A 23,857-nucleotide genomic window follows, 5' to 3' on the forward strand; every position below is an offset into this window, starting at 1 on the left:
TACACTTGTAGAGTTGCTTATCGCCGAAAGGTGAAAAACAACCTTGGTGGGCGTAGCTCAGTTGGTAGAGCGCTGGCTTGTGGAGCCGGAAGTCGCGGGTTCGAGCCCCGTCGTTCACCCCAAGAAAATAGTGGCTTGGCACGCGAGAATTCACCCGGTGTAGATTTCACCCGGTGTGATTTCTTTCAGTGCCAAGTCACTGTTTTGTTTAACGCGATGTTGTGTGCGATTCGTCCCCAGCCTCAACTGACAAGCTATACCCATGGAAACTCTCGACGAGAAACAGTTTGAGGCCCTCGTCGTAGAAGGCCTCGACGCTCTTGATGATGAAATTGTCGATGGTTTAGAAAATGTTGTCTTTGTCACCGAGAGCCGTCCAGAGGATGGGTCTCTCAACGTTCTCGGACTGTATGACGGAGTTGCCCTAACCGAGAGAGGTCAGTACGGGTTTGGTGAGCTGCCCGATCGCATCATCCTGTTTCGAGAACCGCTTCTGGCGATCTGCGAATCACTTGACGAGCTGAGAGCGCAAATTCACGTCACTCTGGTGCACGAAATCGCGCACTATTACGGCATCGATGATGAAGAGTTGCATGAACTCGGATGGGCGTAGCGCCCGTTAGGCTGTCTTGCGGTCACGACCGCGTAGGATTTCGTGAGTGTCCCGGTTTTCAGGAGGATTGATGATTTCGAGCAAGCGCTCCCGTGCGTTATTGTTGGCGCCCGCAGTACTCCTGGTGGTGTCAGGTTGTGCCCTGATCGAACCTGCAGACACCAGCGAGCCTCCCACAGCAATGCAGGTGTGTGCTCTCGGTCACACGTGGGAACTCGACACCACTGACCTTTCCGAAAAGCTCCTCGTTGAATTGCCCATTGAGGGCGTTCCGGCTAGCGCTGTTGAGCCAAGCGGTGGGCAAACGTGGACGTGGAAGGCGAACGGCGATCTGACGATCGATTCCGATCTCACCTTCACGATTACGGCGGCGCCCAAGAAAGATCAGGTCATGATCATCACACAGGCGTACACCGGCACTGTCACGGGCAAGGCCCTCATCAACGTGGATGTCGCAATCCCCCGTGACTGGGATGTCTCAAATTACGAGATCACGACTTCGGCGGTGTTGAATGACGAGCCAGTTGAAGAGGTTCCGTACACGATTCCGCGCAGTGACTTCGATGACATGCTCGGCTTGATCGTGACGTGCGAATCAGACGTTCTGACAGTCAACCCCCGCGGAACGGATCTTATTCAGCGCTGGACTAAGGCCAGCTAGCAGCACGAGCTCCATCACGGATCTCCTTGGCGAGACCTTTCGGGTTTTCTCTGGCGATGAATCGAAGCTCTTGTTTCGCCCAACGTTCCCAGTGCGGAGCGTACGCTTCACCATCCCGTTCCAGTGCACGTTTCTTGCGGCGTGAGTCGTCGAGTTCTACCCAGATTGTGTGATCTGCGAGTGGCTGCGAGGCGCGGCTTAGCGCCCCAACGCCTTCAATGACGATCGGGCGATTGGGGTCGAGCTCGTGCCACTGTCCTGCCGTGTTCCTCTGCCAGTTCCACTCTCGCCAGCGCAGCGAACTCAGAATTTCGGGAACCATTGCGCTCGCCTCGTCGAGCCCATCCCACCCGGGGTAGAAGTCGTCGAGCTTGATCAATTGCACCTCAGGCCAGGCCAGTGCGATGGCTCGCCCCAGTTCGGTCTTTCCGGAGCCGGAACGGCCGTCGATGAGGCAACGCCAGTGCGCGCTAGGGGCACGATCCGCGGGGAACCACGCTCTGGTGTCATCGCTAACCGACAATGAAGTTCCAGCTCCCTGAAATTACGGCCACCGCAGTAGCAATCAACCCAATAACGGCACCGACCCCTAAAGTTACCCACTCGGCCGCGCCCCAGCGAGATTCTCGCGCCCACGTTCGCGGGGTATCGCCGCCGAAACCTCGGGCTTCCATCGCGATCGACAGCTTGCTTCCCCGGCGAATCGAGAGCACCAAAAGAGCAAAACCTTGACCGGCAAGCCGACGGATGCGCCCGCGGTCAGCAACACCGCGCGCACGCCGCGCTAGCTCGAGGGAACGCCAATCTTCCAGAAAGAGGCCAACCATCCGAACGGCGGCAAGGGCTCCGAGCACAAAACGGTCAGGAAGCCTCAGCCGCTGAGAAAGTCCGTCAGCGAAGTCGGTTGGATCAATCGAGATGAACAGCACCACCGCGGGAAGTCCGATTGCGAGAACACGCAGGAACGTTGCCAGCGCGAGCTCGATGGATCCGTCACTGATCCTGATGAGGAGAAACTCAAAATACACGTCACCGTCATATCGGCCGTAGAGCAGGATCGTGACTGCAGTCAGCGGGGCGGCGATCCACACTGGCAGAGTGCGCAACCAGAAACGGCGAGGCTCGATTCCCAGAAAGACAATGATTGCGAGTTCCAGCACGAGTGCCGTGCTGGCAGACACCCAGTCAATGGTGACGATCAAAAACAGGCTCACGATAAGGCCGGCACCAAGTTTTGCCACAGGGTTTACCGAGGATATCGGGATCACTTCAGCACCACCGTGTCGTCCGCGAGCGCATCGACAAACTCCAGATCGTGACTGACAGCAATCACGCTGCTGCCGTCATCCACGAGTCGAGCCAGTAGCGCGAGCAATTCGCTCCAGGTTCGTGAGTCTTGACCAAACGTGGGTTCGTCGAGCACGAGCACTTTCGGGCGCGTAGCGAGCGACGTGGCGACGCTCAACCGACGCTTCTCGCCTCCCGAGAGTGTGAAGGGGTTGGCTTCGGCGAGCCGATCAAGCCGCAACCGTGTGAGCAACTCGTCAACCCGAGCATCCACTTCGATGTCGGAAAGCTTGAGCGCCCGGGGGCCAACTTCAAGTTCAGCGCGCACAGTATTTGTGAGTAACTGGTGTTCTGGGTCTTGAAACACGGTACCGATGCGGGTGAGCAGTTCGCGCGACTTCCAGCGGATCGGATGCTCGCCGGCACCGCTCGCGAGAGCAGCACTCGCCACCACGGCACCACTGACGGGGGGAAGCAAGCCGCCCAAAGTCATTGCCAGCGTTGATTTGCCAGCACCGTTAGGTCCAGTGATCGCGAGAGCCCGACTGCTCATCACGTCAAATTCACGAGGGTCACCAAGCGCACTTTTGCCGCGACCAAATGCTAGCTGTTCAGCTGTCAGAAGTGACTGTGGAACTCCACGTTCGGCACGGTGAGGGTGCTCGGGAGGAAACTGGGGAACCCAGACGCCCCGCGCCGCAAGCTCGCGCCCCTGACGCGACAACACCTCAGCGGGAACACCGTCGGCGATGACACCCCCACCAGCAGCAAGAACAACAACGCGGTCGACGACGTCACTCCACACGGCAACACGGTGTTCGACAACCACAATCGTGGCCCCTGTTGCTTCGGCAACTCGGATCACCGCATCCCGAACCTCGATTACCCCTGCGGGATCGAGATTGGCTGTTGGCTCATCGAGAACGATAAGACCAGGTTGCATAGCCAGAACCCCAGCGAGGGCGAGTCGTTGCTTCTGGCCCCCGGATAGTGCACTGGTGTTGCGATCAAGGGAAAGGTCAAGCCCTACAGCCGCGAGACTGTCGTGAACGCGCCGCCAAATCTCATCACGAGGCACACCGAGGTTCTCGCAACCGAAGGCAACGTCGTCACCGACGCGCTCCAAAATCACTTGGCTGTCAGGGTCCTGAATGACGAGGCCCGTTCGGCCACGGTGCGCTGCCGGATGCTCGCCATCAACACGAAGGAAGCCTTCCGACTCCCCCTCGTCGTCTCCAACTACTCCGGCAAGGGCATGGAGGAAGGTTGACTTTCCCGCCCCAGACTCACCAAGGAGCAGCACTCGTTCGCCGGGGTCAATGCGCAAGTCAAGACCACGCACGGCCCAAGCGAGCCTGCTGGAGTGGCGCCACCCCCATCCCTGGACGGTGACGCCGGCAGGCTTTATCGAGGTCAGACCCGCTTCGCAATCTCACGACCAGCGCCGAAGCGGCTAAGCGCTCCGGTCGCGGCGAGACCTCGAGTGGCAAGCCACGACAGGAGACCAGCGACCAACATGCCGCCGATGATCGCTGAGATCGTATAAATGATGGCAAAAATCGTTTCTGCGCCCGGGTACCAGAGGGTGAGGTCCGTAATCGCTAGGGCGAGACCTGCGCCTCCACCAGCAAGCACAGCGCCGCTAGCACGCCAGTTAGCGTAGAGGAACGCCGCAAACACAAGCTCGGCGCCAAGGCCCTGCGTTAGACCGCTGACAAGCGTCAGCGCACCCCACTGGTTTCCGATGAGCGCGGAGACTGATGCGGCAACCATTTCGCCGTAGATCGCGGCGCCCGGTTTGCGAATAACGAGTGCGGTCAAGACGCCGGCGAAAAGCCAGAAACCGTAACCGAGCGACTGCAGTCCAGGAAGAAGCGCCTCAAGTGGTGCCGTAACCGGCGAAGAGACAATGTTCCAGACAACAAAGACGAGGCCGCTTGCGACGCCAATAACGCTCGCAACGACGATATCGATAACGCGCCACTGAAAACGCGATCCAGTCGTGGTGGATGGGGAAGAAGATGGTGCTGTTGTGGTCACTTTCGTGCCTTTCATTTGATGAATGGCACGGGTTCTAAGAGTGTCTGCTCCCTGCGCTGGCATGATCCAGATCAGGTTCGACGGTCGAAGCTTGGAGAAGCTCCCTCTCAGCCCGGCTCACCGGACTCCCGTGTTCGCCACCCAGTCTAATCATCAATAGGCTCAGGATATGGATTTCCGCATTTTCACCGAACCGCAAAATGGCGCTACCTACACCGACCAGCTCGCTCTCGCGCAGGCGGCAGAGAAGCTTGGTTTCACCGGCTACTTCCGCTCTGATCACTACCTGACGATGGATGACCGCAATGGTGGGATGCCCGGACCCACCGATTCCTGGACGACGTTGGCAGGGCTCGCGCGCGAAACTTCCACGATCAGATTGGGCACGCTGGTGTCGTCGGCCACTTTTCGGCATCCGGGAATCCTGGCGATTCAGGTAGCGCAGGTCGACGACATGTCTGGCGGACGAATCGAGCTAGGGCTTGGCACTGGCTGGTTCGAGCGCGAACATGACGCTTACGGCATTCCTTTTCCTGCGAAGCGATTCGGGATGCTCGAAGAACAGCTTGACGTGATCACCGGCATCTGGGGCACCGACCCGGGAAAAACCTTCTCGTATGACGGAAAGCACTACCGGTTGAACCAGTCCCCCGCGCTTCCCAAGCCTGTGCAGAGCCCACTGCCTATCATCATCGGCGGCAGCGGCCCGAGCCGCACGCCAGCGCTCACCGCAAAATTTGCCAGCGAATACAACGCTGGGTTCGCGACCATAGCACCCCTGAAAGAACGAATCGATCGTGTGCGCGCCGCCTGCGAGCACTTCGACCGTGATCCCGAAACACTCGTGCTGTCGATCGCTGGCACGACCGCTGTCGGCGCAACAGAAACCCAAATCGACACGCGTGCCACGGCCGCGAACAGCACCCCGACCGCGCTGCGCGCCGGAGGATTCGCCGGTACAGCGAGCGAGGTCGTTGACAAGATCTCGGAGCTTCAGAGGTTGGGCTTCACGCGCGTGTACTTCCAACTCATGGACTTCCACGACCTCGACCAGCTCGATTTCCTCGCCCGCGAAGTACTACCCCAGCTCGACTAGGGTCGCCCGCTACGATTCCTGATCAACCGTAACGAAGTCGATCAGCTGTTCTACCCGCCCCAAGAGCGCAGGCTCGAGGTCAGAGTAGCTCGTAACTTTCGACAGAATGTGCTGCCACGCTCGCGCGATGTCGGCTTGATCGTTGTGGGGCCAGCCGAACGCTTCGCAGATTCCGTGCTTCCACTCGGTGCCTCTAGCGATGGTGGGCCAGGCGGCAATTCCGAGACTCTGAGGCTTAACTGCTTGCCAAACATCCACAAATGGATGCCCGACCACGAGAGCGTACTTTCCGTACTTTCCGCGGCCAACGGCATCCGCAATTCGACTCTCCTTTGAGCCAGCGACGAGGTGATCGACAAGGATTCCCAGCTTGCGTTCGGAGGTCGGGGCGAAGTCTGCCACGATCGCTTCGAGGTCATCAATGCCACCGAGGAACTCCACGACAATGCCCTCGGCTCGTAGGTCATCGCCCCACACCCGTTCGACGAGTTCTGCATCGTGACGGCCTTCGACATAGATGCGACTCGCCAGCGCGGTGCGCGCACGCTGTTCTGGTGCTGCGCGCGAGCCTGACGCCGTCGTGCGGGGGGCCGAGGCTTGGGCAACCGGCTTGGTCAGCTCAACAGAAACACCGTCGATGAGGTAGCCGCGTCCGAGCGGAAAAGCGCGGGAGCGACCGTGGCGGTCTTCGAGCTCGATGAGGCCGTTGGCATGCCGCACGAGCGCACCAACGTAACCGTCGGCGATGACTTCGATAAGCATCCCGGACTCGATGGGGACTTTGGGGAGAATAGTTGGCGTGCGTTCGCGCCGAAAGTCAGCGAGCACATCATTCGAGTAGCGGTCGTCGGTCACCGATCGAGGTTAAGCGGTGTCGCCGAGTTGCTGGCGGAGGCGCGTCGGTTCGACGAAAGGTTGCGCACGGGTTTTGCGACCGCAGAGCTGTTGGCGCGCTGCGAGTGTTCCCACCACAGTGCGACTCCGGCTGCGGATGAAACACCAAGCCCGGCGCCGAGAGCGGCCAGCAGGATGTCGGTCACATTCGCGTAGCCCGCGGGCATCCATACGGTCTGAGCGGCTTCAAGCCAGGCGGCAGCTACCACACTAAACGCGAGCGCTGCCCACCACCGACGGCGCCCAAACAGGCACTCGAGAAATGCTCCGACGGGGATAAAGGCGAGGATCGGCCACAGCCAATAACGGCCATTAGCGCCGGGAGCGTTCACGAATGCGAGACTCGCCAGCACGGCAAAGTAGAGCGCGGCGCACAGCGCAACTACGAATCTCGATCGGAACATACTGACATTGTGACAACCGCGTCTTTGTGCGAGTTGTGAGAAGGGTGCATGCCCGGTGTGAACAACCCCGAAAATGACAACGATTCGGTAACCGAGTCGCTGTAACGCGCGCCGCTCCTGAGTTTCTAGCGCGCTGCGAGGCGCTCGATCTCTCGAGCGATCGGAGGAAGCACTCGCCGCATGTAGCGAGCCCACCACAGACGCACGATCAATTGAACGATCCAGCCGCGAGCGGGACGAGCAAAAAAGGTATATTTCCAGCGGATAATCGAACCGCTTGATCGAGGCTCAAATCGCCACTCCGCACGCGCGCCCGAGACGAGAGTGCCGAACAGTTTCTGGAACTCCGTCAGCTCATAGGCGAAGAGCGTTGACACCTCCGTGTCGGTAATCGTTTCGATGACATGACCACCATCAGAGAGCAACAGAGTGCGTGTACGCCCCACCGTGTTCCACTCGCCAGACTGATCGCGCACGTCGACAACCGCCGGCAACGGGCCAAAGCGAGGATAAAACTGGGTGGGATCAAGGGGGCAAGAGAGTTCGTAGGCTTGCTTCGCCGTGGTCCGCACGAGAGCATCGGCGGATGCACTGATGCCACGCCCTCGCTGCCCGCTCACGTTGTGCTCCACGCTGTCGGGCCCTGTGAACCTGCCGGATATTCGTCGAGAGGAACACGATTCTCCCGAAAAGCATCAATCACCGGAGTGACGATTCTCCAGCACTGTTCAGCAACATCTCCGCGCACAGATAACACGGGATCGCCATCGATAAGCGAGGCGATTACTTCACCGTAAGCGCTCATGGCAGGGTCTCCGAGCGTCGTCGAAAGCTTGGTGCGGTCAAGAGTGAACGGATCACCCTCGCCATTGACGATGAGATCTAATTCAAGAGTCGCGGGCTTAATCGAAATAGTCAGTTGAGCGGGATCAGCCATCCCCGTCAGCCCCCTCGGCAAGTGGGGAACGGGCGCGAAAGTGATGACAATGTCCTGACGGGCCTCTCCCATAGCCTTCCCCGACCGCAAGATGAATGGCACCCCTGCCCACCGCCAGTTGTCGATCTCAAAGGTCACTTCGGCAAGGGTTTCCGTGCCGAGCGCCGTGTCGACACCGTCTTCATCGACGTAGGCAGGCAACTGCCGATCGCCAATGGTCCCCGCCGTGTATCGAGCACGCCGAGCGCACGCTCCGTCTGCCGTCTGCACCCTGGTCGCCCTCAACACCTGGGCCATTGCTCCACGGAGATCTTCAGATCCAACACTCGCCGGCGGCTCCATTGCGGTCAACGCGAGCACAAGCAAGAGATGGCTCTGGATCATATCGACGACAGCGCCGGCACGGTCGTAATAGCCTGCTCGCCCTTCGAGAGCCAGCGGCTCATCGAAAATCAGCTCAACTTTCGCCACATTCGGTGCACCCAACAATGGTTCAAAGACACGGTTGGCGAAACGCAGTCCCAAGAGGTTCAAGACGGTGGACTTGCCAAGAAAATGATCGACTCTAAAAATTTGTTCTTCTGGCAGAATTCGTTCGAGAAGCCGATTGAGTTCGCGAGCGCTCGCCTCGTCAGTACCGAACGGCTTTTCTAAGGCGAAGACAATCCCTTCGGGGAGTTCTTCGTTCGCCAGCGCAGTGCACACCGTGTGGGTTATCGCTGGTGGAAGCGCAAAATACAGCGCCACTCTTCCCTGCGCTTCGGCAAAGACATCCCGTAACTGTGCAGCGTCTGTGACGTCCGCGCGCACGTAGCGCGCACCGCGAACGACCTCGGCTGACGCCGCTGACTCTTGGGCCGCGAACGCCTGAGCGACGCGGCTCTTCCAGGCCGCATCATCCATCTCTTGTCGATCAACACCGATGAGGGTCAAATTCTGCGCCTCATCACTCGCCAAAAATGAGGCAAGACCCGGCAAGAGCAAGCGAGACGTCAGGTCTCCCCCAGCCCCCAAAATAATTAGTGTCTCGATACGTTTGAGTTCAGCCATGACACGCTCTCCTGATCAGTTGTAGCTATCAGCTCTCCGAGCCCTACTCGCTAGGCGCGGAGGCACCAGGCGCTTGAGCAGGGACTGCCGTTGCCGACGCTGTAGCAGTCGCTCCGGCAAATTTGGAGGCTGACCCGCGACGGGACCACGCCATCCACCACCACACCAGAGCACCAACAATGGTGGAACCGACGACGCCAACGAGCGGACCAAGCAATACGGGGCCAGCAACGTTGGTATCGGTAACACCGGCCGCGATCGACAGGTAGACGACGAATAGCGGCACATCAAGAATGGCAACGATCCCGAGGGATTGGAACGTGACCAGCCAAGGCTTTCGCACGGTGCCACGTTTCAGAATAAATCCACTAGCGAGCGCTGCGAGCGCAATGAGGATGAGAGCAACGACGCTGAGAACGATGACGATGACACCGAGCACTCCCCCGGCACTACTCAAGAACTCTCTGAGTGCGGGGATATCTCCGAATAGTCCGCCAACTCCTTGTGCAGTGCCGCCGAGCACACGCGTTATCCCGCCACCAAGGACGACAAATCCAACAAGGAGCCAACCGAATGAGAACAGTACGTGTCCCACCGCTCCCGCGACCAAAGAATGGCTACGTTGTGCACTGCTGAGCTGCGCTTTTTGCATGATTAGACGTTAGCGCAGCGTCACTAAACCCGTCGAGAAACGCTCGAAAGTGATCGAAACGTCCTGAGCACCCGTGACACCAAAACGCGGGTGATTTGGGCGCTTCGTGGGACAAGGAGGGTATGGAGTCGCTACGGTTTGGATATGCAATCGTGGAGGGACGCGCTCAACGCCGACGAACAAGCCGACGTTGATCGAATTCTCGACTCCGCTCTTCATGTGGCCAGAACGAATCTTGGTCACGCCAGTGAGTTCATGACTTTCGCTCTCATGACTGACGGGAGCGGTCGAGTATTAGAGATGACAGCGGATGACGCGCTCCGCAAAAAACACCCGAACGCTCAGGCGCTCTTGAATCAGACAGTCACGCAGTTGCGTCAGATGGCGAACATCTCCCGCTGCAGCGCCATTGTTTCGAACACGCGCCTCGCAGCCCAGAAGACGGATGCCATCGAGGTGCGGATCGAACACCGTGCTGGTGCGGCGCTCATGGTCTTGCTGCCATACACCCGGGCCCGATTTACCGGGGCACTCACCTTCGGCGATCTCAAACTGTTTTCTCACAAAGCCGAAGTCTGGGTATAGCCCGAGAATTGAGCTGAGAGCGAAATAAATTCGCGGCTCTATGGGTTACTGATCAGCATGAACAAGCAGATTCTTACGATTGTGGTTGTCCTCGCCGTTGTTATCGGTGGTGCGCTCGTAGGTCTCTCGATCGGCACAGCCCAGGACCCAACGGACTCCGCAGAATCGAGTTCATCGTCAGGAAACGCGGGTGATGAGACCAGCCAGGTCGTCGCCAACGATGGAGGTGGCGCCTACGTTGAGTACAGCCCCACAGCGGTTGCTGATGCTGAGGGCCGAGTACTTTTGTTCTTCCACGCCACGTGGTGCCCGCAGTGCGTTTCGATTGACGGCGACATCAACTCCGAAGGCGTTCCGTCTGGCGTCACTATCGTGAAGGTCGACTACGACTCGAACCAAGACTTGCGTGCTCAATACGGAGTGACCCAGCAAACGACTTTCGTTGAGGTCGATGCGAGCGGCGAAAAGCTTCAAGAAAACTTCGTGGCCTACTCTGACCCCACACTCCAGACTGTCCTTAACGCACTCCTCTAGGCCGCAATGCTCAGTCTGGTTCTGCTCTCCTTCGTTGCGGGAGTGCTCACTGTTGCCGCACCGTGTGTTCTTCCGTTACTTCCCGTAATCGTGGGTGGATCGATCGCCCGCACAAGCAGCGATGCAGCAGTAGCAGAACGCCAATGGTTCCGCCCCGTCGTAATAGCCCTCAGCTTGGCCGGATCCGTCGTCGTCTTCACACTGTTGCTCAAAGCAACCACAGCATTGCTTGGCGTTCCCCAACTCGTCTGGCAGATTATCGCCGGCGGCATCCTAGTGATCTTCGGCCTTACCCTCGTGTTCCCCTCGCTCTGGGAACGCTTCATGCTCGCCACGGGCATCCAAAATCGGGCCAACGCCATGATGAACCGCTCCTACTCACGAGGCGGACTTGGCGGCGATGTGATGCTCGGAGCAGCGCTAGGGCCGACATTCAGCAGCTGTTCCCCCACCTACGCCTTGATCTTGGCCGCGGTATTGCCCGTGTCGTTTGGGGAAGGACTGCTGTACATCGTGGTGTACGCGATCGGTCTTGCAATCGCTCTACTGCTCATCGCATTCCTCGGTCAAGCATTTGCTCGCAAGCTGGGATGGTTGGCCAACCCGCATGGCGCCTTCAAGCGCGTCTTCGGCATAATTCTGATCGTGGTCGGCGTTGCCGTGATCCTTGGTCTCGATAAGCAATTTCAGAGTTTCGTTCTCGAGCAGGGCTGGTACGACCCCATTCAAAGGTTCGAAGAAAGCATCACTGGCTAGCATCCGGCGGAGTAAGATTCGGGGCACCACAATCACAGGAGGTTGCCATGGCTCCCGAAATCAACTACATCGCGGTTGTGCTCGCGACACTGTCAAGCATGCTTGTCGGCACTGTTTGGTATTCGCCACGAGTATTCGGCAACTACTGGATGAAAGCCGCCGGAATTACCCCCACCGGAAACGCAGCCGATGCCCTGCGCCCCATCCTTGTCACCGTCGTCGTGAGCTTCATCACGGCCTGGGTCCTCGCTGGCGCAGCATTTATCGCCTTCGACTTCTATGGCGGCAGTTTCTTCTGGAACACGCTCTTCACGAGCATCATCCTGTGGGCTGGTTTTACCGCCGCCCGCTTCATTACCCACGACCAGTTCGATGGTCGCCCAAACGGTCTCACTGTGCTGAACATCAGTCACGAGTTCGTCACGCTCGTCATCATGGCCATAATTATTGGTGTCTGGCCCGCCTAGCAGGGCGACGACCTCGCACCTGGGCCTCCGATGCCCTCAGGGCGACCTAGATAAGCTGGATCGTCGCGTTGACTGTGTCACCGGGCTCGATGCCCTCTGCGCGACGCACAGCGATTTTCACTGGCAACGAGAAGCCGTCATGACTGCTGCTGGGAAAAATCGACGTGCTCCACGTTGTGGAACCAATCGTGACGACTACCGCCACCGACCCGAAACCTCGCGGAGGTGTTGGCACATCGCGAACGTTGGCACCCACATCCGGCGGCACCTGTAAAAAGAAGACGTTCGGCTTCGCATCCCACTCTGTCAACGCTGAACTGAACTCAAACGACGGCTTCATAGCCCCGAGAGTAGTACTGCGCACCGCGCGGCTCGACCAGTCGATCGCCGCTGCCGCACTCCTAACTAGCCTTTGACCACCCGAGTGGTGATGGGGGTAGGGTTGGCGAAGAGATCCAGAACGGGGCAGTGCGCGTCGACGGCCTCACGGAGTTCGTCGTAGCGTTCTTGGGATTCCGGCCCAGTGATCGTGGTGAGCAAACGAATACCACCGAAACCATTGCGAACGGTGTCATCAATGCCAAAGAGACCGCGCACGTCGAGGTCACCCTCGGCCACAACGGAGATGTCATCAACGCGAATGTCGAGCGCTTGGGCATAAAGGCGGAAGACAACTACCTGACAGGCGATGAGGGCACCGAGAGCGATTTCGACGGGGCTTGCCGCTAGATCGTCACCCGCGAGTCCCTCAGGCTCGTCGATGCGGAAAACGTGTTTGCCCGCTTTTAGTACCGTGCCCACTGAACCTTCGCCCTCCCCCGTGACCGTGTAGGTGAGATCTGCTGACGCAGGCTTTGCCGCAATCCGTGAGTTCCAGGCTTGGCCAGCCGCAGTGAGTCGAGCGGCCCGGTCAGCGGCAAGATCAGTGGTCGAAGTTTCGTTAGCGAGAAGTGTCATGTGGCGAAGGTAATCGCAATGCGTATTCGACGTTCGAGTGTGACGTAACAGCCCGACACACTCCTTAACAATTCGCCGCCCTAGATGCTCTTCACCCGCACACGCCCAGCGACCACGATCCCCGCAAGAGCGAAAACAGTGGCAAGCGCAAGAGCAGCAACAAACCCTGCCCCGTTCGCGAGCCCGCCAACCGCACTAAAGACGAGACCACCGAAAGCGATGGCGATCGCCCCACCCGCAGCATCCGAAATTGACAGCGCAGCGCTATTGAATCCTTGATTGCTGGCGGTCGAGTGGGCAAGAACCAGCGTCGAAATGCGAGGAAAAGTGATGCCCATTCCCGCGCCAGCCACTAACCAACCGATCGCAGCGACCCACACCGAAAGCGAAAAGTAGGCCGTCACGAACTGGGTAGCGATTCCCACACTCAGCAGCAGAGCGCCAACAACTACGACCGTTTCATGAGCCACAGTGTCGTTCAATCGCCCTTGTAGCGCAGAACCTGCGGCCCACGAAACCGCCCCGACCGTGAGGATGAGACCCGCAAGCCATGGCGGCAAGCCATAGCGTTCGTTGAGAAGGTACGGGAGGTAAACCTCGGTCGAAAAGAATGCAGCGGCAAAGAAACCGCGCAGCACAATAGTTGCCGGAAGACCGCGACGGAAACGTAGTGCTCCGTGAGGGAGCAATGGCCGCAGCGCAACAATTGCGATCACCAATGCTCCGACAGCGAGCGGCCACGCAAACACACCACCGCTCTCACCACCCAAGCTGATGCCGATGACCGCAAGCGCGGCTACCAGCGCCCACGCAATTGCACCGCGACTCGCCGTCTGCTTGCCGTCAAGAATCGGCTCCTCCAATAATGCGCGCACCGCGGGAAGTATCGCTGCAGCGGCCCCGGCAACCAGAACAACCACGCCAAAGAACACCCAATGCCAGCTCACTTGAACAGCAACAACCCCGGCCAATGGCGGGCCAATCAATGAAGGCAAGACCCACGCAGAGGCAAAAAGTCCAAAGATTTTCGGATGCAGCATTGCCGGATACAACCGCGCAACCACCACATAAAGCGAGACAATGAGCGCGCCGGAACCCAGCCCCTGCAAGAAGCGACCCACGATAAAAATACCCATGGTGCCAGCGAAACCCGCAACGAGAAGGCCGACTGTGAACACGAGCATGGCAGCGATCAGTGGACGAGCGGGCCCGGTACGGTCAGACCATCGACCTGCCAAGACCATCCCGATCACACTAGCCGCGAGAGTGCTCGAAAAAGCAACAGAATAGAGCGACTGACCATCAAGATCGCGACTAATCGTCGGCATGATTGTCGTCACCGCAAGCGTCTCAAACGCGCCCAAGAAAATGAGCGCGAACGCTCCAATTGTTGTCCACATCAGCTGTGGCGCAAAGATGCTCGTCGGAGCGGATTCAGCGCTGGATGGTTGCGCTGCCGAAGACGTACTGGTCATCTGGTTTATGCTCTAGTGCTTTCGGCTTAGGAGATTTCAACGATGGTGCCTTGGCCGAGCTCATCGGCATCAGCATCCGTCACCATGGCGAAAACGCCAGTAGGAATTCCGGGAAGATTGGCTACCCGATTCGCGATACCCGTCAGGGTCGACTCGTCGGCACCCGTAATCACGATGACATAGGCATCGTTGAAAACATCGCCCTCTTCAACAACGAAAATTTCGCCGGCCTCATCGAGTTCCGTCGTGAACTCCACCAGGGTCTCAATCCACGGAAAACGGGTCTCCCCCTCGGCCGCATTGGCGTCAGGAGTGAGAGGAACATGGACTTCAACAACAAGTTCAGCAGATTCAGACATGACACCAACGGTACTGCCTACGACTGACCCTCGACCCCTGCCGAGCCAACTTATTCGGCTGCGGCTCGCTCCAACACAAGTTCCCGAACCCGAGCAGCGTCAGCTTGGCCCTTCATCGCCTTCATCACTGCTCCGATAACCGCACCAGCAGCCTGAACTTTGCCGTCACGAATCTTCGCGAGAACATCAGGCTGAGCAGCGAGCGCCTCATCGATAGCGGCAATAAGGGGGCCGTCGTCGGAGACCAACTTGAGCCCGCGACTCTCGACAACTTCAGCAGGTGTCCCCTCACCGGCAATGACACCCTCGAGAACCTGGCGGGCCAGACTGTCGTTGAGAACACCGTCGTTGATAAGAGTGACCAGAGCCGCGACATCCGTCGGGGTAATCAATGAACTCGGGTCTGCACCCTGAATGTTGGCGAGTCGCGCGATCTCACCCGTCCACCACTTGCGAGCCTGAGCCGCAGTGGTGCCCGCCTCAATAGTCGCTTCAATTTCGCTGAAAAGACCAGCATTATTGACATCGCGGAATTCAAGATCGGTAAAGCCCCACGCCGCCTGAAGGCGACGACGGCGCTCGGCCGGAGGCTCAGGAAGCGCTGCACGCAACTCTTCGATCAACGCGAGCGACGGCTCAACCGGCAGAAGGTCGGGCTCTGGGAAATAGCGGTAGTCATCGGCATCGCTCTTGGGGCGACCGGCGCTCGTGACACCGGTGTCTTCGTGCCAGTGGCGCGTCTCCTGAGTGATCGTTCCACCCTTCTGAAGAATGGCCGCCTGACGCTGGATCTCGTAACGAACGGCACGCTCGACGCTGCGCATCGAGTTCACGTTCTTCGTCTCGGTGCGCGTGCCGAGCTTTCCGGAACCACGAGGGCTCAACGAAATGTTGGCATCACAGCGCAGGTTGCCGCGCTCCATGCGCGCCTCAGAAATGCCGAGCGAACGGACGATGTCGCGAATAGCCGAAACGTACGCTTTGCCGACCTCAGGAGCATCCGCTTCGGTTCCCGTGATCATGTGCGTGACGATCTCGACAAGCGGAACCCCAGCACGGTTGTAATCGACGAGCGAATACTCGGCACCCTGGATGCGACCGGTAGCGCCACCCACGTGAGTGAGCTTGCCGGCGTCTTCTTCCATGTGCGCGCGCTCGATCGGAATCGTGATCGTGCGACCGCTCTCGAGCTCAATGTCGACAGAACCCTCGAACGCGATCGGCTCATCGAACTGGCTGATCTGGTAGTTCTTCGCCAGGTCAGGATAGAAATAGTTCTTGCGAGCAAAGCGCGAACTCGGCGCAATCTGGCAGCCGAGCGCAAGGCCGAGAGAGATCGAATACTTGATCGCATCTTCGTTGACGACAGGCAAACTGCCGGGCAAACCGAGATCAACCGGAGTGATCATGGTGTTCGGTTCGGCATCCCCCGCGCCAGCCGCAGCAGGGTTCGGCGCATCCGAAAACATCTTGGTCTGGGTATTCAACTCGACGTGCACCTCGAAACCGAGCGTCGGCTCAAATAGTTCGAGTGCTTTGTCGTAGTCCATCAATTCAGCTTTAGCCACCAGACGATTGTACGTGGCGCAGCGGCACCGTATCGGTACCCGGTTCGAGCGGCGCGGAAGCTGGCGCCAAAAGTGGTTCGTCATCATCACTCGGGATCGCTTCAGCCTCGATCGTGAAGTCGCTGAACTTCTCAGACTTCTCAGAACGAACGAAGGCAATCCCGGCAAGGATGAGTGCTCCACCGATGAACTGCATGAGCGACAAGTTCTCGCCAATCAGCAGCCAGGCGTAAATCGCCGCCGTGACAACCTCAAGCAATCCGACGAACGACGCGAGTCGGGAACCGAGCATCTCGCTCGCCATAATGCTCGTCGAGTAGGCGATACCGGTCGCGACAATACCCACGATGAGCAGCGGAACCCACCACGGAGCGACAATACCGAGCATCGTGACATCCACCATTGGCATCTCGAACGGAACGATACCGACAAGGCCAACGAGTCCGAGGATGACGCCACCGATCAACAGTCCAGCCGCTGCCAGAGCAACCGCGGGAAGCCCTTCGCTCGTGCGCGCCGCAATGACGTAGTAAACGGCCGCGCCAACAGCGGCACAAGCGCCAAAGATGATTCCGAGCGGATCGAGAGCTCCGGATCCCTCTGGCGAGACCACCAAAATCAGCCCGCCAAGGGCAACGACCGAGCCAATAAGAACAACAGCCTTGGGCGTGCGTCGCGAAGTAACCCACGCGAAAGCAACCAGCAGCAACGGTGCCATGTACTCGAGAAGAATCGCGATACCAACCGGAATACGCTCGATCGCCGAGAAGTAGACCAGCTGGGTTCCCGAGACGCCGATGATCGCCATCAGGAGGATTCGACTGCGCGCGTACCAGAGCGCGATCCAGCGGCCCTTGAGAGCAAGAATCGCGAACGGCGCCAACACCGCTCCCCCGATGAGCACCCGAAGTGTCACGGCAGCGGCCGGGCTCCACCCGGCTTCGAGAACGGGCTTCACGAGTGCTCCGGATAGTCCAAAACTGGCGGCAGCGATGAGCGCGATGAACATGCCGAAAGTTGTGGAGGAGCGCGTCATGATTGCCGCCTTGAGATCGCATTGACTGGTATTTCTGATGACGCTAGTCTGTGAAGAGATAAGGAGTCAAATTGCAGTTTGCACCTGACACAATCGCGTCGCTAGACTTCGCCGTTGCCATTGGAAATACCCACCGATCCGCCACCAAAAGCGGCATCGACGAACTCGCGACCATCGAACACGTTCACGGATTCTTCACTAAATATCGCTACACCGGCCGCATCGACAACGACCGTGCGGAACTCGCTGAAGTGCGCGCCGCCCGCGAGCGCATCCGCAGCATCTGGAAGCTCACTCGCGACGATGCCGCTAGAGAAATCAACGACCTGCTCGCCGAGGCAAATGCTCTGCCGTTTCTCGCCCGCCATGACGAATTCGACTGGCATCTGCACGCTAATTCTCCGGATGCTCCATTAGCCGAACGTATTCAGTCCGAAATTGGACTCGCGCTCGTCGACGTTGTGCGCACAGACTCCATGTGGCGACTCCGCGGCTGCGAAGCCCCCGACTGCGAGGGAATCATGGCCGACCTTTCCCGCAACGGCTCACGCCGCTTCTGCAGCATCCGTTGTGGCAACCGGATGAGTCAGATTGCGCACCGCGAGCGACAAGCAGCTGACAACGCGTAGCCACACACTCGAGAAGGTGAGCGCGTTAGCGCAGTCACCCCGTGCTTATGATAAGCACAGGGTGACTGGCAGAAATGACGCTCCTTAGCCGAGCGAAGGAACCTGGCTCGGCAGGGTGTGACCCCACTGCTGTTCGAGCAGACGCTCAAGGGTTGCACCAACTTCGTAAAGCCGGGCGTCGCCGCGAGCGGGAGCCATAATTTGGAAGCCAGTCGGCAATCCATCCTCGGGAGCAAGGCCCATCGGGAGCCCCATTCCGGGGATGCCTGCAAGGTTCGCCGGGATGGTCGTCACGTCGTTGAGGTACATCGCCATCGGGTCTTCGAGCTTCTCACCGAGCTTGAACGCGGTGGTCGGCGCTGAGGGCGAGACGAGCACATCGGCTTTCTCAAAGGCCGCAGCGAAGTCCCGCTGGATGAGCGTGCGAACCTTCTGTGCACTGCCGTAGTACGCGTCGTAGTAGCCAGCACTCAGGGCATAGGTGCCGAGGATGATGCGGCGTTTGACCTCGTCGCCGAAACCGGCTTCACGGGTTGCTGCCATGACGTCTTCAACGGTTCCGCCACCCTGCGGAGTGACCCGAAGTCCGAAGCGGACCGAATCAAATTTGGCGAGGTTGCTCGAGGCTTCAGCGGGGAGGATGAGGTAGTACGCCTCAACGGCGTACTCAAAGTGGGGAGCATCCACTTCAACGATCTCGGCGCCGAAGTCGGTCAGCAGCTGCAGTGCTTCGTGGAAGCGCTGCGAGACTCCAGCTTGGAAACCGGGGCTGTCGAGCTGCTTGATGACTCCGACCCGAACGCCCTTGAGGCTTTCGGCAGCGGCACCAGCCCGAGCTGCGGCGGCAAATGACGGCCACTGCTCATTGAGCGACGTCGAGTCGCGCGGGTCCCAGCCGCCGATGACATCGTGCAGCAATGCCGAGTCAAGAACGGTGCGCGAGACGGGGCCAACCTGGTCGAGCGACGAAGCCAACGCGATCGCGCCGTAGCGGGATACCCCACCATAGGTAGGCTTCACGCCAACAGAACCCGTGACGGATGCTGGCTGACGAATCGATCCACCCGTGTCAGAACCGAGAGCAAGCGGGGCTTCAAACGCGGCGACCGCAGCAGCCGATCCACCGCCGGAACCGCCGGGAATCCGGTCAAGATCCCACGGGTTGCGAGTTGGACCATACGCCGAGTGCTCGGTCGATGACCCCATGGCGAACTCGTCCATGTTGGTCTTGCCGAGCGGAATCAGGCCAGCGGCACGCAGCTTGGCAACGGGTGTTGCATCGTAGGGAGGAACCCAACCCTCAAGGATTTTGGACCCAGCAGTGGTCGGCATGTCGATCGTGCACAGCACGTCTTTGACGGCAACGGGCACACCGGCGAGCTCGCCAAGTGACTCCCCTGCCGCACGACGCTCATCGATGCGCTTGGCGTTGGCCAGAGCATCCGCAGACACATGCAAGAACGCATGAACCTTGCCATCGACGGCAGCGATACGGTCGAGGTGAGCTTGGGTTGCTTCAACCGAGGAGACGTCGCCGGAACTCAACTTGGTAGCCAGCTCGGACGCCGACAAGCGGGTGAGGTCGTTCAGATCTGCCATTACTGCTCTTCTCCCAGAATCGCGCTAACCGCAAAACGTGAACCATCGTGCTCGGGTGCTCCTGCCAGTGCCTGCTCGGTAGTGAGCGTCACGCCGGGAACATCAGGGCGGAACACATTGCTGAGCGGAATGGGGTGACTCGTCGCCGGAACATCGTCGGTAGCGACTTCGCTGACTTTGGCCACAGAATCGACGATCGCACCAAGCTCGCCAGTGAGCTTCTCGATTTCGTCAGTGGTGAGGGCGATACGGGCGAGCGAGGCGAGGTGCGAAACGACCTCGCTGGTGATCGCACCAGGATTGGTGTCAGTCATGGAGCTCCGAAGATGGGAAACAGACAGGGAACCGTCTAAGTGTATTCGGCTTAGCGCGCAGCGAGGAGCGACAGGGCGAGAGCGGGCACGCTAGCTCTGCGAATGCGAGGTTGTCGCGATAGCGCGTTGCACCACCGGTTCCCCTTCGGCGATTACAAGGTCGCTGCGACCGATGCAGATGAGCGCGAAATTGCGCATCGCTTCGCTACCGGGGGTGAAGTACTCGTTGTGACCGACTGAGCCAGAGAGGGACCGTTTCATAATGACGTCGAAACCGCCGCCAACACCCAATGACTTGGCGCCGAACGACGCCGCTCCAGGATCTGGCCCAAAATACGAGCTATTGGGGATCGGGTCCCAGGCGGCTTCTCCGACGAAAACGTTACCGTTGCGAACGTGCAGATCGTCAACGGATTCTGCGGGGCTACCGGGCGAACCGACCATGGCAAGTGCATCGATCTCAAAGCTGTACTCCGACAACGCCATCATCGCGGCGGTCGTGCCGTACGAATGAGCTACCACTGAGACATACGGCTGATCGGCGCCACGTTCTGCTTGGAGCCCGAGGATCGCTGCCGCAAGGCTGTCTCGACCTTGATCAGCGTTGTCGATTGCTCCGACATTTGTCAGGTTCGGGGTGTCGTAGCCAATCCACGCAACCGTGGCAACTGAATTGTTGTGCACGAATACCGATTGCGCATCGAAGTAATCGAGCCACATCTGCTGCTGGCAATACAGCTCATTGGCTGCATCTACCCAGTACGACATTTGACCTTCAATGGTGAAGAACATGCCGGGAACAAGAAAACTCACATAGTCCGCAGTAGTGAGGTCACCCAGCACGATTGCGGCACGACCCTGACCCGAAACATCGAGCGTTACAAGGGTGCGTTCTGGCTCATCATTGTCATAAACGAGAGCCTCAGAAATCGACGAAAGCATACTCAGTTGCTGATGCGCGTTCTGCTGTACGGCGCGGCCCGCGTCTGAGTTCATCACTGTTGTGAGTTCAGAAATTGTCTGCGTAAGCATTGTGCGATTGCTAGTGTCGCGAATTGTGTACGGAACACCTTCAAGGTTGCCAACCAGCTGAGGAGAAGCGATTTCTAGGGCCGTTCGGCGATCGGCATCGAGGTCGCCCCACCACAGTGCAACTTCTTGGGCCGGAGGTTGCTCACCAAGCAATTGGTCGACGGCCGCGGGTCGAGACTCAAAATACTGAGAAATATTTCCGGCCGGAATGCGCGCAAGCGTGGACAGCGTTTGCGCACCAAAAGATGCTGAAGCGGAGAACACTCCAGTACCACGGTCAACGACGGGGCCCACAAAAGCGGGTGGGGCATCGCTCGTCACTATGGACTCGAAAGTTACTGAGGGCATAGCAGACGCCTCGGTGGCGGGTAAGCCGACAACCGAGGTGGCTATAACAACTGCAATTTCGAATAGCAACGCCGGGTATTCCCCTCAAGAACGATTGCCGCGTGCCATCCCCGCACGCGAACACGTTTTGTATAACCTTAGGGCAAAATACCCCGTTCGGGGGTCGAATGCTTGTTTTTAGCTGGTGAGCAACTAGTCACCAAGAGCTGAAGGCCCCTCGTTGAGGAGCCTCGCAAACTGCGCCGCATCAAGAATCCGGATCCCCAATTCTTCTGCTTTGGTCAGTTTAGAGCCCGCGCCGGGGCCCGCAGCGACATAGTCGGTTTTTTTGCTCACGCTGGATGCCGCTTTTGCCCCAGCCGCGATGATTGCCTCTTGGGCTCCTTCACGAGTAAAGCCGTCGAGACTGCCTGTTGCGACGATCGTGAGTCCAGCGAGAACGCCGTCATTCGACTGGGCGGCCCCGGGGCCAGGATGCCCGGGAGCTGTCCACTGAACGCCGGCGGCAGCCCACCGAGAAACGATCTCTTGATGCCAATCAACTTCGAACCAGTCGGCGACCGAGTCAGCAATAATTTGGCCAACTCCGTCAACAGCCGCAAGCTGCTCTCGGGTTGCCGAACGAATCGCATCAAGCGAACCGAAGTAGTCGGCGAGGGCTCGTGCCGCTACAGGGCCAACATGACGGATGCTGAGGCTCACCAAGAGGCGCCACAGTGGCTTAGTTTTCGCCTCACTCAGATTGGCGATGAGCTTGAGCGCGTTGCTCGAAGGTACGGCGTGCTCGTCGCCAGCAAATTCGGTAGCAGCAGGATCGTACGAGGGATCGGCACCAGCACCCGCTACTTTTCGCAACCGGCTAAACGGCGTGATCGTCCGTTCAGCGCCGTCGTCATCAGTGACAACTTCCCCGGTCTCGGAATCACGCACGGCGACAACGATCGGAAATAGGTCTTCGACCGTGAGATCGAACAGGCCGGCTTCATTGATGAGCGGCGGAATCTCGGGATACTTCGGCTGAGTCAGAGCTCGCGCCACTACTTCTCCAAGCACTTCGATGTCGAGTCCGCCTCTGCTGCCAGCGTGTTCGACCCGCCCCCGCACTTGCGCCGGACAACTGCGAGCGTTCGGGCAGCGCAAATCAATGTCGCCCTCTTTCATCGGGCGCAACGGTGTATTGCATTCTGGGCAGAGTTTGGGCATGACGAACGCACGCTCAGTGCCATCGCGAAGCTCTTCGACCGGGCCGAGGATTTCCGGAATCACATCTCCGGCTTTTCGCAAGACAACAGTGTCTCCGATGAGGACACCCTTGCGCTTCACTACATCCTGATTGTGGAGGGTGGCTTGCCGTACTACTGAACCGGCAACATGAGCGGGCTCCATTACCGCATACGGAGTGGCCCGACCCGTGCGACCAATACCGACCACAATGTCGAGAAGCTTGGTGTTTACCTGCTCTGGCGGGTACTTATAGGCAATTGCCCAGCGCGGAGCACGTGACGTGGCCCCCAACTCATCATGGAGGGCAAGTTCATCAACTTTGATGACGATCCCGTCGATCTCATGTTCGACACTGTCGCGGTGTTCTCCGTAATAGCGGATGAACTCTGCCGCTTTCTCTCCGGAATCAACAACGCGAAAATGGGTGCTTGTTGGCAATCCCCACGTGGCGAGCACTCCGTAGATTTCACTCTGGCTGCGGATAGGCTCGTGGTGGGCGCGCGTGCCGTCCCACGCTCCAATGCCGTGCACGAGCATCCGTAGCGAAGACAACCTGCGTCGCATGTGCGCGAGCTTCTCTTCTGACTTGCCCTCAGACTTCTGCCGAAGCGAGCCAGCGGCCGCATTGCGAGGGTTCGCAAAAACTTTCTCACCGATGCGAGTCTGTTCCGCATTGAGTTCGCGGAACAATTCGAGAGGAATAAAGACTTCTCCTCGCACCTCAACGATCGGCGGATGCCCTGTTCCTGCCAGACGCTGGGGAATTCCCTCAACTCGAACAACATTCTGGGTTACGTCTTCACCGACTCGACCATCTCCGCGAGTGGCAGCGCTCACCAGCACACCATCGATGTACCGAAGATTGATCGCAAGACCATCGATCTTGAGCTCACACAAGAAATCAATATGGCGAGCGGAAGATCGCTCGACCTTCGCTGCCCACTCCGCGAACTCTTCCACCGAGAACACATTGTCAAGACTCAGCATGCGTTCCACGTGCTCGACAGGGTCGAACAGCGTGGCGGCTCGGCCACCAACTCGCTGAGTCGGGCTATCTTGACTCTGAAGTTCTGGATGATCGAGCTCGAGTTGTTCGAGCTGCTTGATCAGGTCGTCGTATTCGGCATCGTCAACGAGGACTTCATCGCGAACGTAGTAGGCGTCTCGCAGTTCGAGAATGCGGGTCGTAAGCGCGGAAACTTCGTCACGCGCGGCTGCGAGAGCCGGGTCAGTCGTCTCGGCGACCTGATCGTCAGATTCGCTCGCTGAACCGGATTTTTCGGTGTTGTTGGCCACAGGTCAAGTCTAAACAGGGCCTACGACGAAACCTGCGCACGGAG

The 23,857-nt window shown here is 58.9% G+C and carries 27 protein-coding genes and 1 tRNA gene; 9 read left to right on the forward strand and 19 right to left on the reverse strand.

Features of this window, described 5'->3' with window-relative positions; translation table 11 throughout:
- Positions 1 to 46: 46 nt before the first annotated feature.
- The 3 genes from AC061P_RS09190 to AC061P_RS09200 all read left to right on the forward strand — a co-directional run bounded on the left by AC061P_RS09190 (position 47) and on the right by AC061P_RS09200 (position 1,274).
- Positions 47 to 122, forward strand: a tRNA-His gene (locus tag AC061P_RS09190).
- A 140-nt stretch (positions 123 to 262) separates the two neighbouring features.
- Positions 263 to 613, forward strand: coding sequence for a metallopeptidase family protein (locus AC061P_RS09195; RefSeq protein WP_449647019.1), 351 nt, complete (start codon positions 263 to 265; stop codon positions 611 to 613).
- A 70-nt stretch (positions 614 to 683) separates the two neighbouring features.
- Complete coding sequence (locus AC061P_RS09200) at positions 684 to 1,274, forward strand: hypothetical protein (protein ID WP_480391029.1); 591 nt, start codon at positions 684 to 686, stop codon at positions 1,272 to 1,274.
- On the opposite strand, the gene AC061P_RS09205 is transcribed toward AC061P_RS09200, so the two are convergent.
- The 4 genes from AC061P_RS09205 to AC061P_RS09220 form a co-directional block, all read right to left on the reverse strand.
- Positions 1,261 to 1,797 (reverse strand): nucleoside/nucleotide kinase family protein, encoded by a 537-nt coding sequence (locus AC061P_RS09205; RefSeq protein ID WP_480391030.1) that lies wholly within the window; start codon positions 1,795 to 1,797, stop codon positions 1,261 to 1,263. The two genes, AC061P_RS09200 and AC061P_RS09205, sit on opposite strands and share 14 nt — an antisense overlap.
- A complete protein-coding gene (locus tag AC061P_RS09210; RefSeq protein WP_480391031.1) occupies positions 1,787 to 2,542 on the reverse strand; it encodes an energy-coupling factor transporter transmembrane component T family protein in 756 nt (251 codons plus the stop codon). Before AC061P_RS09210 ends, AC061P_RS09205 begins: the two co-directional genes overlap by 11 nt.
- The gene (locus AC061P_RS09215) at positions 2,539 to 3,903 is read right to left on the reverse strand and encodes an ABC transporter ATP-binding protein (RefSeq protein WP_480391032.1); all 1,365 of its coding nucleotides are present in this window, start codon (positions 3,901 to 3,903) and stop codon (positions 2,539 to 2,541) included. Before AC061P_RS09215 ends, AC061P_RS09210 begins: the two co-directional genes overlap by 4 nt.
- Before the next feature lie 71 nt (positions 3,904 to 3,974).
- Positions 3,975 to 4,616: an ECF transporter S component gene (locus AC061P_RS09220; protein WP_449647024.1), complete on the reverse strand. Its 642-nt coding sequence runs from the start codon at positions 4,614 to 4,616 to the stop codon at positions 3,975 to 3,977.
- Between the two features lie 154 nt (positions 4,617 to 4,770).
- Between AC061P_RS09220 and AC061P_RS09225 the strand changes: the two genes are divergently transcribed.
- Complete coding sequence (locus tag AC061P_RS09225; RefSeq protein ID WP_480391033.1) at positions 4,771 to 5,697, forward strand: LLM class F420-dependent oxidoreductase; 927 nt, start codon at positions 4,771 to 4,773, stop codon at positions 5,695 to 5,697.
- A 9-nt stretch (positions 5,698 to 5,706) separates the two neighbouring features.
- On the opposite strand, the gene AC061P_RS09230 is transcribed toward AC061P_RS09225, so the two are convergent.
- From AC061P_RS09230 to AC061P_RS09250, 5 genes are all read right to left on the reverse strand, one after another.
- Entirely contained in the window at positions 5,707 to 6,552 is an 846-nt protein-coding gene (locus AC061P_RS09230) for a DUF3097 domain-containing protein (RefSeq protein WP_480391034.1), read from the reverse strand.
- Positions 6,549 to 6,995 carry a VanZ family protein gene (locus AC061P_RS09235; protein WP_480391035.1) on the reverse strand — a complete coding sequence of 149 codons (447 nt, stop codon included), beginning with the start codon at positions 6,993 to 6,995 and terminating at the stop codon, positions 6,549 to 6,551. The genes AC061P_RS09230 and AC061P_RS09235 overlap by 4 nt, the downstream gene beginning before the upstream one ends.
- A 125-nt stretch (positions 6,996 to 7,120) precedes the next feature.
- Positions 7,121 to 7,615 carry an SRPBCC family protein gene (locus tag AC061P_RS09240; protein ID WP_480391036.1) on the reverse strand — a complete coding sequence of 165 codons (495 nt, stop codon included), beginning with the start codon at positions 7,613 to 7,615 and terminating at the stop codon, positions 7,121 to 7,123.
- Positions 7,612 to 8,982, reverse strand: a complete 1,371-nt coding sequence (locus tag AC061P_RS09245; protein WP_480391037.1) for a glucose-6-phosphate dehydrogenase — start codon at positions 8,980 to 8,982, stop codon at positions 7,612 to 7,614. The genes AC061P_RS09240 and AC061P_RS09245 overlap by 4 nt, the downstream gene beginning before the upstream one ends.
- A 43-nt stretch (positions 8,983 to 9,025) precedes the next feature.
- A complete protein-coding gene (locus AC061P_RS09250; RefSeq protein ID WP_480391038.1) occupies positions 9,026 to 9,634 on the reverse strand; it encodes a hypothetical protein in 609 nt (202 codons plus the stop codon).
- Positions 9,635 to 9,778: 144 nt separating this feature from the next.
- Between AC061P_RS09250 and AC061P_RS09255 the strand changes: the two genes are divergently transcribed.
- Genes AC061P_RS09255 through AC061P_RS09270 form a run of 4 tightly spaced genes read left to right on the forward strand, consistent with a single transcriptional unit; the run spans position 9,779 to position 11,976 of the window.
- Complete coding sequence (locus tag AC061P_RS09255; protein ID WP_449647031.1) at positions 9,779 to 10,219, forward strand: hypothetical protein; 441 nt, start codon at positions 9,779 to 9,781, stop codon at positions 10,217 to 10,219.
- A 57-nt stretch (positions 10,220 to 10,276) separates the two neighbouring features.
- Entirely contained in the window at positions 10,277 to 10,753 is a 477-nt protein-coding gene (locus AC061P_RS09260; RefSeq protein WP_449647032.1) for a thioredoxin family protein, read from the forward strand.
- A gap of 6 nt (positions 10,754 to 10,759) precedes the next feature.
- Positions 10,760 to 11,509, forward strand: a complete 750-nt coding sequence (locus tag AC061P_RS09265; RefSeq protein WP_480391039.1) for a cytochrome c biogenesis CcdA family protein — start codon at positions 10,760 to 10,762, stop codon at positions 11,507 to 11,509.
- A 47-nt stretch (positions 11,510 to 11,556) separates the two neighbouring features.
- The gene (locus tag AC061P_RS09270; RefSeq protein ID WP_480391040.1) at positions 11,557 to 11,976 is read left to right on the forward strand and encodes a DUF1761 domain-containing protein; all 420 of its coding nucleotides are present in this window, start codon (positions 11,557 to 11,559) and stop codon (positions 11,974 to 11,976) included.
- A 46-nt stretch (positions 11,977 to 12,022) separates the two neighbouring features.
- Here AC061P_RS09270 and AC061P_RS09275 read toward each other — a convergent pair whose 3' ends face one another.
- From AC061P_RS09275 to AC061P_RS09300, 6 genes are all read right to left on the reverse strand, one after another.
- Positions 12,023 to 12,316: a DUF1905 domain-containing protein gene (locus AC061P_RS09275; protein ID WP_480391041.1), complete on the reverse strand. Its 294-nt coding sequence runs from the start codon at positions 12,314 to 12,316 to the stop codon at positions 12,023 to 12,025.
- Positions 12,317 to 12,381: 65 nt separating this feature from the next.
- Positions 12,382 to 12,933, reverse strand: coding sequence for an OsmC family protein (locus tag AC061P_RS09280; RefSeq protein WP_480391042.1), 552 nt, complete (start codon positions 12,931 to 12,933; stop codon positions 12,382 to 12,384).
- Positions 12,934 to 13,013: 80 nt separating this feature from the next.
- On the reverse strand, positions 13,014 to 14,408 hold the full coding sequence (locus tag AC061P_RS09285) for an MFS transporter (protein ID WP_480391043.1): 1,395 nt from the start codon (positions 14,406 to 14,408) through the stop codon (positions 13,014 to 13,016).
- 26 nt (positions 14,409 to 14,434) lie between these two features.
- Complete coding sequence (locus tag AC061P_RS09290) at positions 14,435 to 14,767, reverse strand: glutamyl-tRNA amidotransferase (protein WP_449647038.1); 333 nt, start codon at positions 14,765 to 14,767, stop codon at positions 14,435 to 14,437.
- Positions 14,768 to 14,817: 50 nt separating this feature from the next.
- Positions 14,818 to 16,335, reverse strand: coding sequence for an Asp-tRNA(Asn)/Glu-tRNA(Gln) amidotransferase subunit GatB (gene gatB / locus AC061P_RS09295; protein WP_480391044.1), 1,518 nt, complete (start codon positions 16,333 to 16,335; stop codon positions 14,818 to 14,820).
- Positions 16,328 to 17,371 (reverse strand): EamA family transporter, encoded by a 1,044-nt coding sequence (locus tag AC061P_RS09300; RefSeq protein WP_480391045.1) that lies wholly within the window; start codon positions 17,369 to 17,371, stop codon positions 16,328 to 16,330. The genes gatB and AC061P_RS09300 overlap by 8 nt, the downstream gene beginning before the upstream one ends.
- A gap of 71 nt (positions 17,372 to 17,442) precedes the next feature.
- Between AC061P_RS09300 and AC061P_RS09305 the strand changes: the two genes are divergently transcribed.
- On the forward strand, positions 17,443 to 18,000 hold the full coding sequence (locus AC061P_RS09305; protein WP_449647041.1) for a CGNR zinc finger domain-containing protein: 558 nt from the start codon (positions 17,443 to 17,445) through the stop codon (positions 17,998 to 18,000).
- Positions 18,001 to 18,084: 84 nt separating this feature from the next.
- Here the strand turns inward: AC061P_RS09305 and gatA are convergent, their stop codons facing one another.
- From gatA to ligA, 4 genes are all read right to left on the reverse strand, one after another.
- Positions 18,085 to 19,590, reverse strand: a complete 1,506-nt coding sequence (gene gatA, locus AC061P_RS09310; protein ID WP_449648186.1) for an Asp-tRNA(Asn)/Glu-tRNA(Gln) amidotransferase subunit GatA — start codon at positions 19,588 to 19,590, stop codon at positions 18,085 to 18,087.
- An 8-nt stretch (positions 19,591 to 19,598) separates the two neighbouring features.
- On the reverse strand, positions 19,599 to 19,913 hold the full coding sequence (gatC, locus tag AC061P_RS09315) for an Asp-tRNA(Asn)/Glu-tRNA(Gln) amidotransferase subunit GatC (protein WP_480391046.1): 315 nt from the start codon (positions 19,911 to 19,913) through the stop codon (positions 19,599 to 19,601).
- 90 nt (positions 19,914 to 20,003) lie between these two features.
- Positions 20,004 to 21,293, reverse strand: a complete 1,290-nt coding sequence (locus AC061P_RS09320) for an alpha/beta hydrolase (protein ID WP_449647043.1) — start codon at positions 21,291 to 21,293, stop codon at positions 20,004 to 20,006.
- 192 nt (positions 21,294 to 21,485) lie between these two features.
- Entirely contained in the window at positions 21,486 to 23,813 is a 2,328-nt protein-coding gene (ligA, locus tag AC061P_RS09325) for an NAD-dependent DNA ligase LigA (protein WP_480391047.1), read from the reverse strand.
- Positions 23,814 to 23,857: the final 44 nt, after the last annotated feature.

Source organism: Rhodoglobus sp. G.S.4 (genome assembly GCF_056619605.1).

Bases quoted from the DNA above. Each gene is read 5' to 3' on its own strand.
- gatC (WP_480391046.1), bottom strand. From the start codon at position 19,913: ATGACTGACACCAATCCTGGTGCGATCACCAGCGAGGTCGTTTCGCAC.
- AC061P_RS09270 (WP_480391040.1), top strand. From the start codon at position 11,557: ATGGCTCCCGAAATCAACTACATCGCGGTTGTGCTCGCGACACTGTCA.
- AC061P_RS09235 (WP_480391035.1), bottom strand. From the start codon at position 6,995: ATGTTCCGATCGAGATTCGTAGTTGCGCTGTGCGCCGCGCTCTACTTT.
- AC061P_RS09195 (WP_449647019.1), top strand. From the start codon at position 263: ATGGAAACTCTCGACGAGAAACAGTTTGAGGCCCTCGTCGTAGAAGGC.
- AC061P_RS09200 (WP_480391029.1), top strand. From the start codon at position 684: ATGATTTCGAGCAAGCGCTCCCGTGCGTTATTGTTGGCGCCCGCAGTA.
- AC061P_RS09245 (WP_480391037.1), bottom strand. From the start codon at position 8,982: ATGGCTGAACTCAAACGTATCGAGACACTAATTATTTTGGGGGCTGGG.
- AC061P_RS09300 (WP_480391045.1), bottom strand. From the start codon at position 17,371: ATGACGCGCTCCTCCACAACTTTCGGCATGTTCATCGCGCTCATCGCT.
- AC061P_RS09275 (WP_480391041.1), bottom strand. From the start codon at position 12,316: ATGAAGCCGTCGTTTGAGTTCAGTTCAGCGTTGACAGAGTGGGATGCG.
- AC061P_RS09290 (WP_449647038.1), bottom strand. From the start codon at position 14,767: ATGTCTGAATCTGCTGAACTTGTTGTTGAAGTCCATGTTCCTCTCACT.
- AC061P_RS09220 (WP_449647024.1), bottom strand. From the start codon at position 4,616: ATGAAAGGCACGAAAGTGACCACAACAGCACCATCTTCTTCCCCATCC.
- AC061P_RS09255 (WP_449647031.1), top strand. From the start codon at position 9,779: ATGCAATCGTGGAGGGACGCGCTCAACGCCGACGAACAAGCCGACGTT.
- AC061P_RS09320 (WP_449647043.1), bottom strand. From the start codon at position 21,293: ATGCCCTCAGTAACTTTCGAGTCCATAGTGACGAGCGATGCCCCACCC.
- AC061P_RS09260 (WP_449647032.1), top strand. From the start codon at position 10,277: ATGAACAAGCAGATTCTTACGATTGTGGTTGTCCTCGCCGTTGTTATC.
- AC061P_RS09280 (WP_480391042.1), bottom strand. From the start codon at position 12,933: ATGACACTTCTCGCTAACGAAACTTCGACCACTGATCTTGCCGCTGAC.
- AC061P_RS09225 (WP_480391033.1), top strand. From the start codon at position 4,771: ATGGATTTCCGCATTTTCACCGAACCGCAAAATGGCGCTACCTACACC.
- AC061P_RS09265 (WP_480391039.1), top strand. From the start codon at position 10,760: ATGCTCAGTCTGGTTCTGCTCTCCTTCGTTGCGGGAGTGCTCACTGTT.
- AC061P_RS09250 (WP_480391038.1), bottom strand. From the start codon at position 9,634: ATGCAAAAAGCGCAGCTCAGCAGTGCACAACGTAGCCATTCTTTGGTC.
- AC061P_RS09285 (WP_480391043.1), bottom strand. From the start codon at position 14,408: ATGACCAGTACGTCTTCGGCAGCGCAACCATCCAGCGCTGAATCCGCT.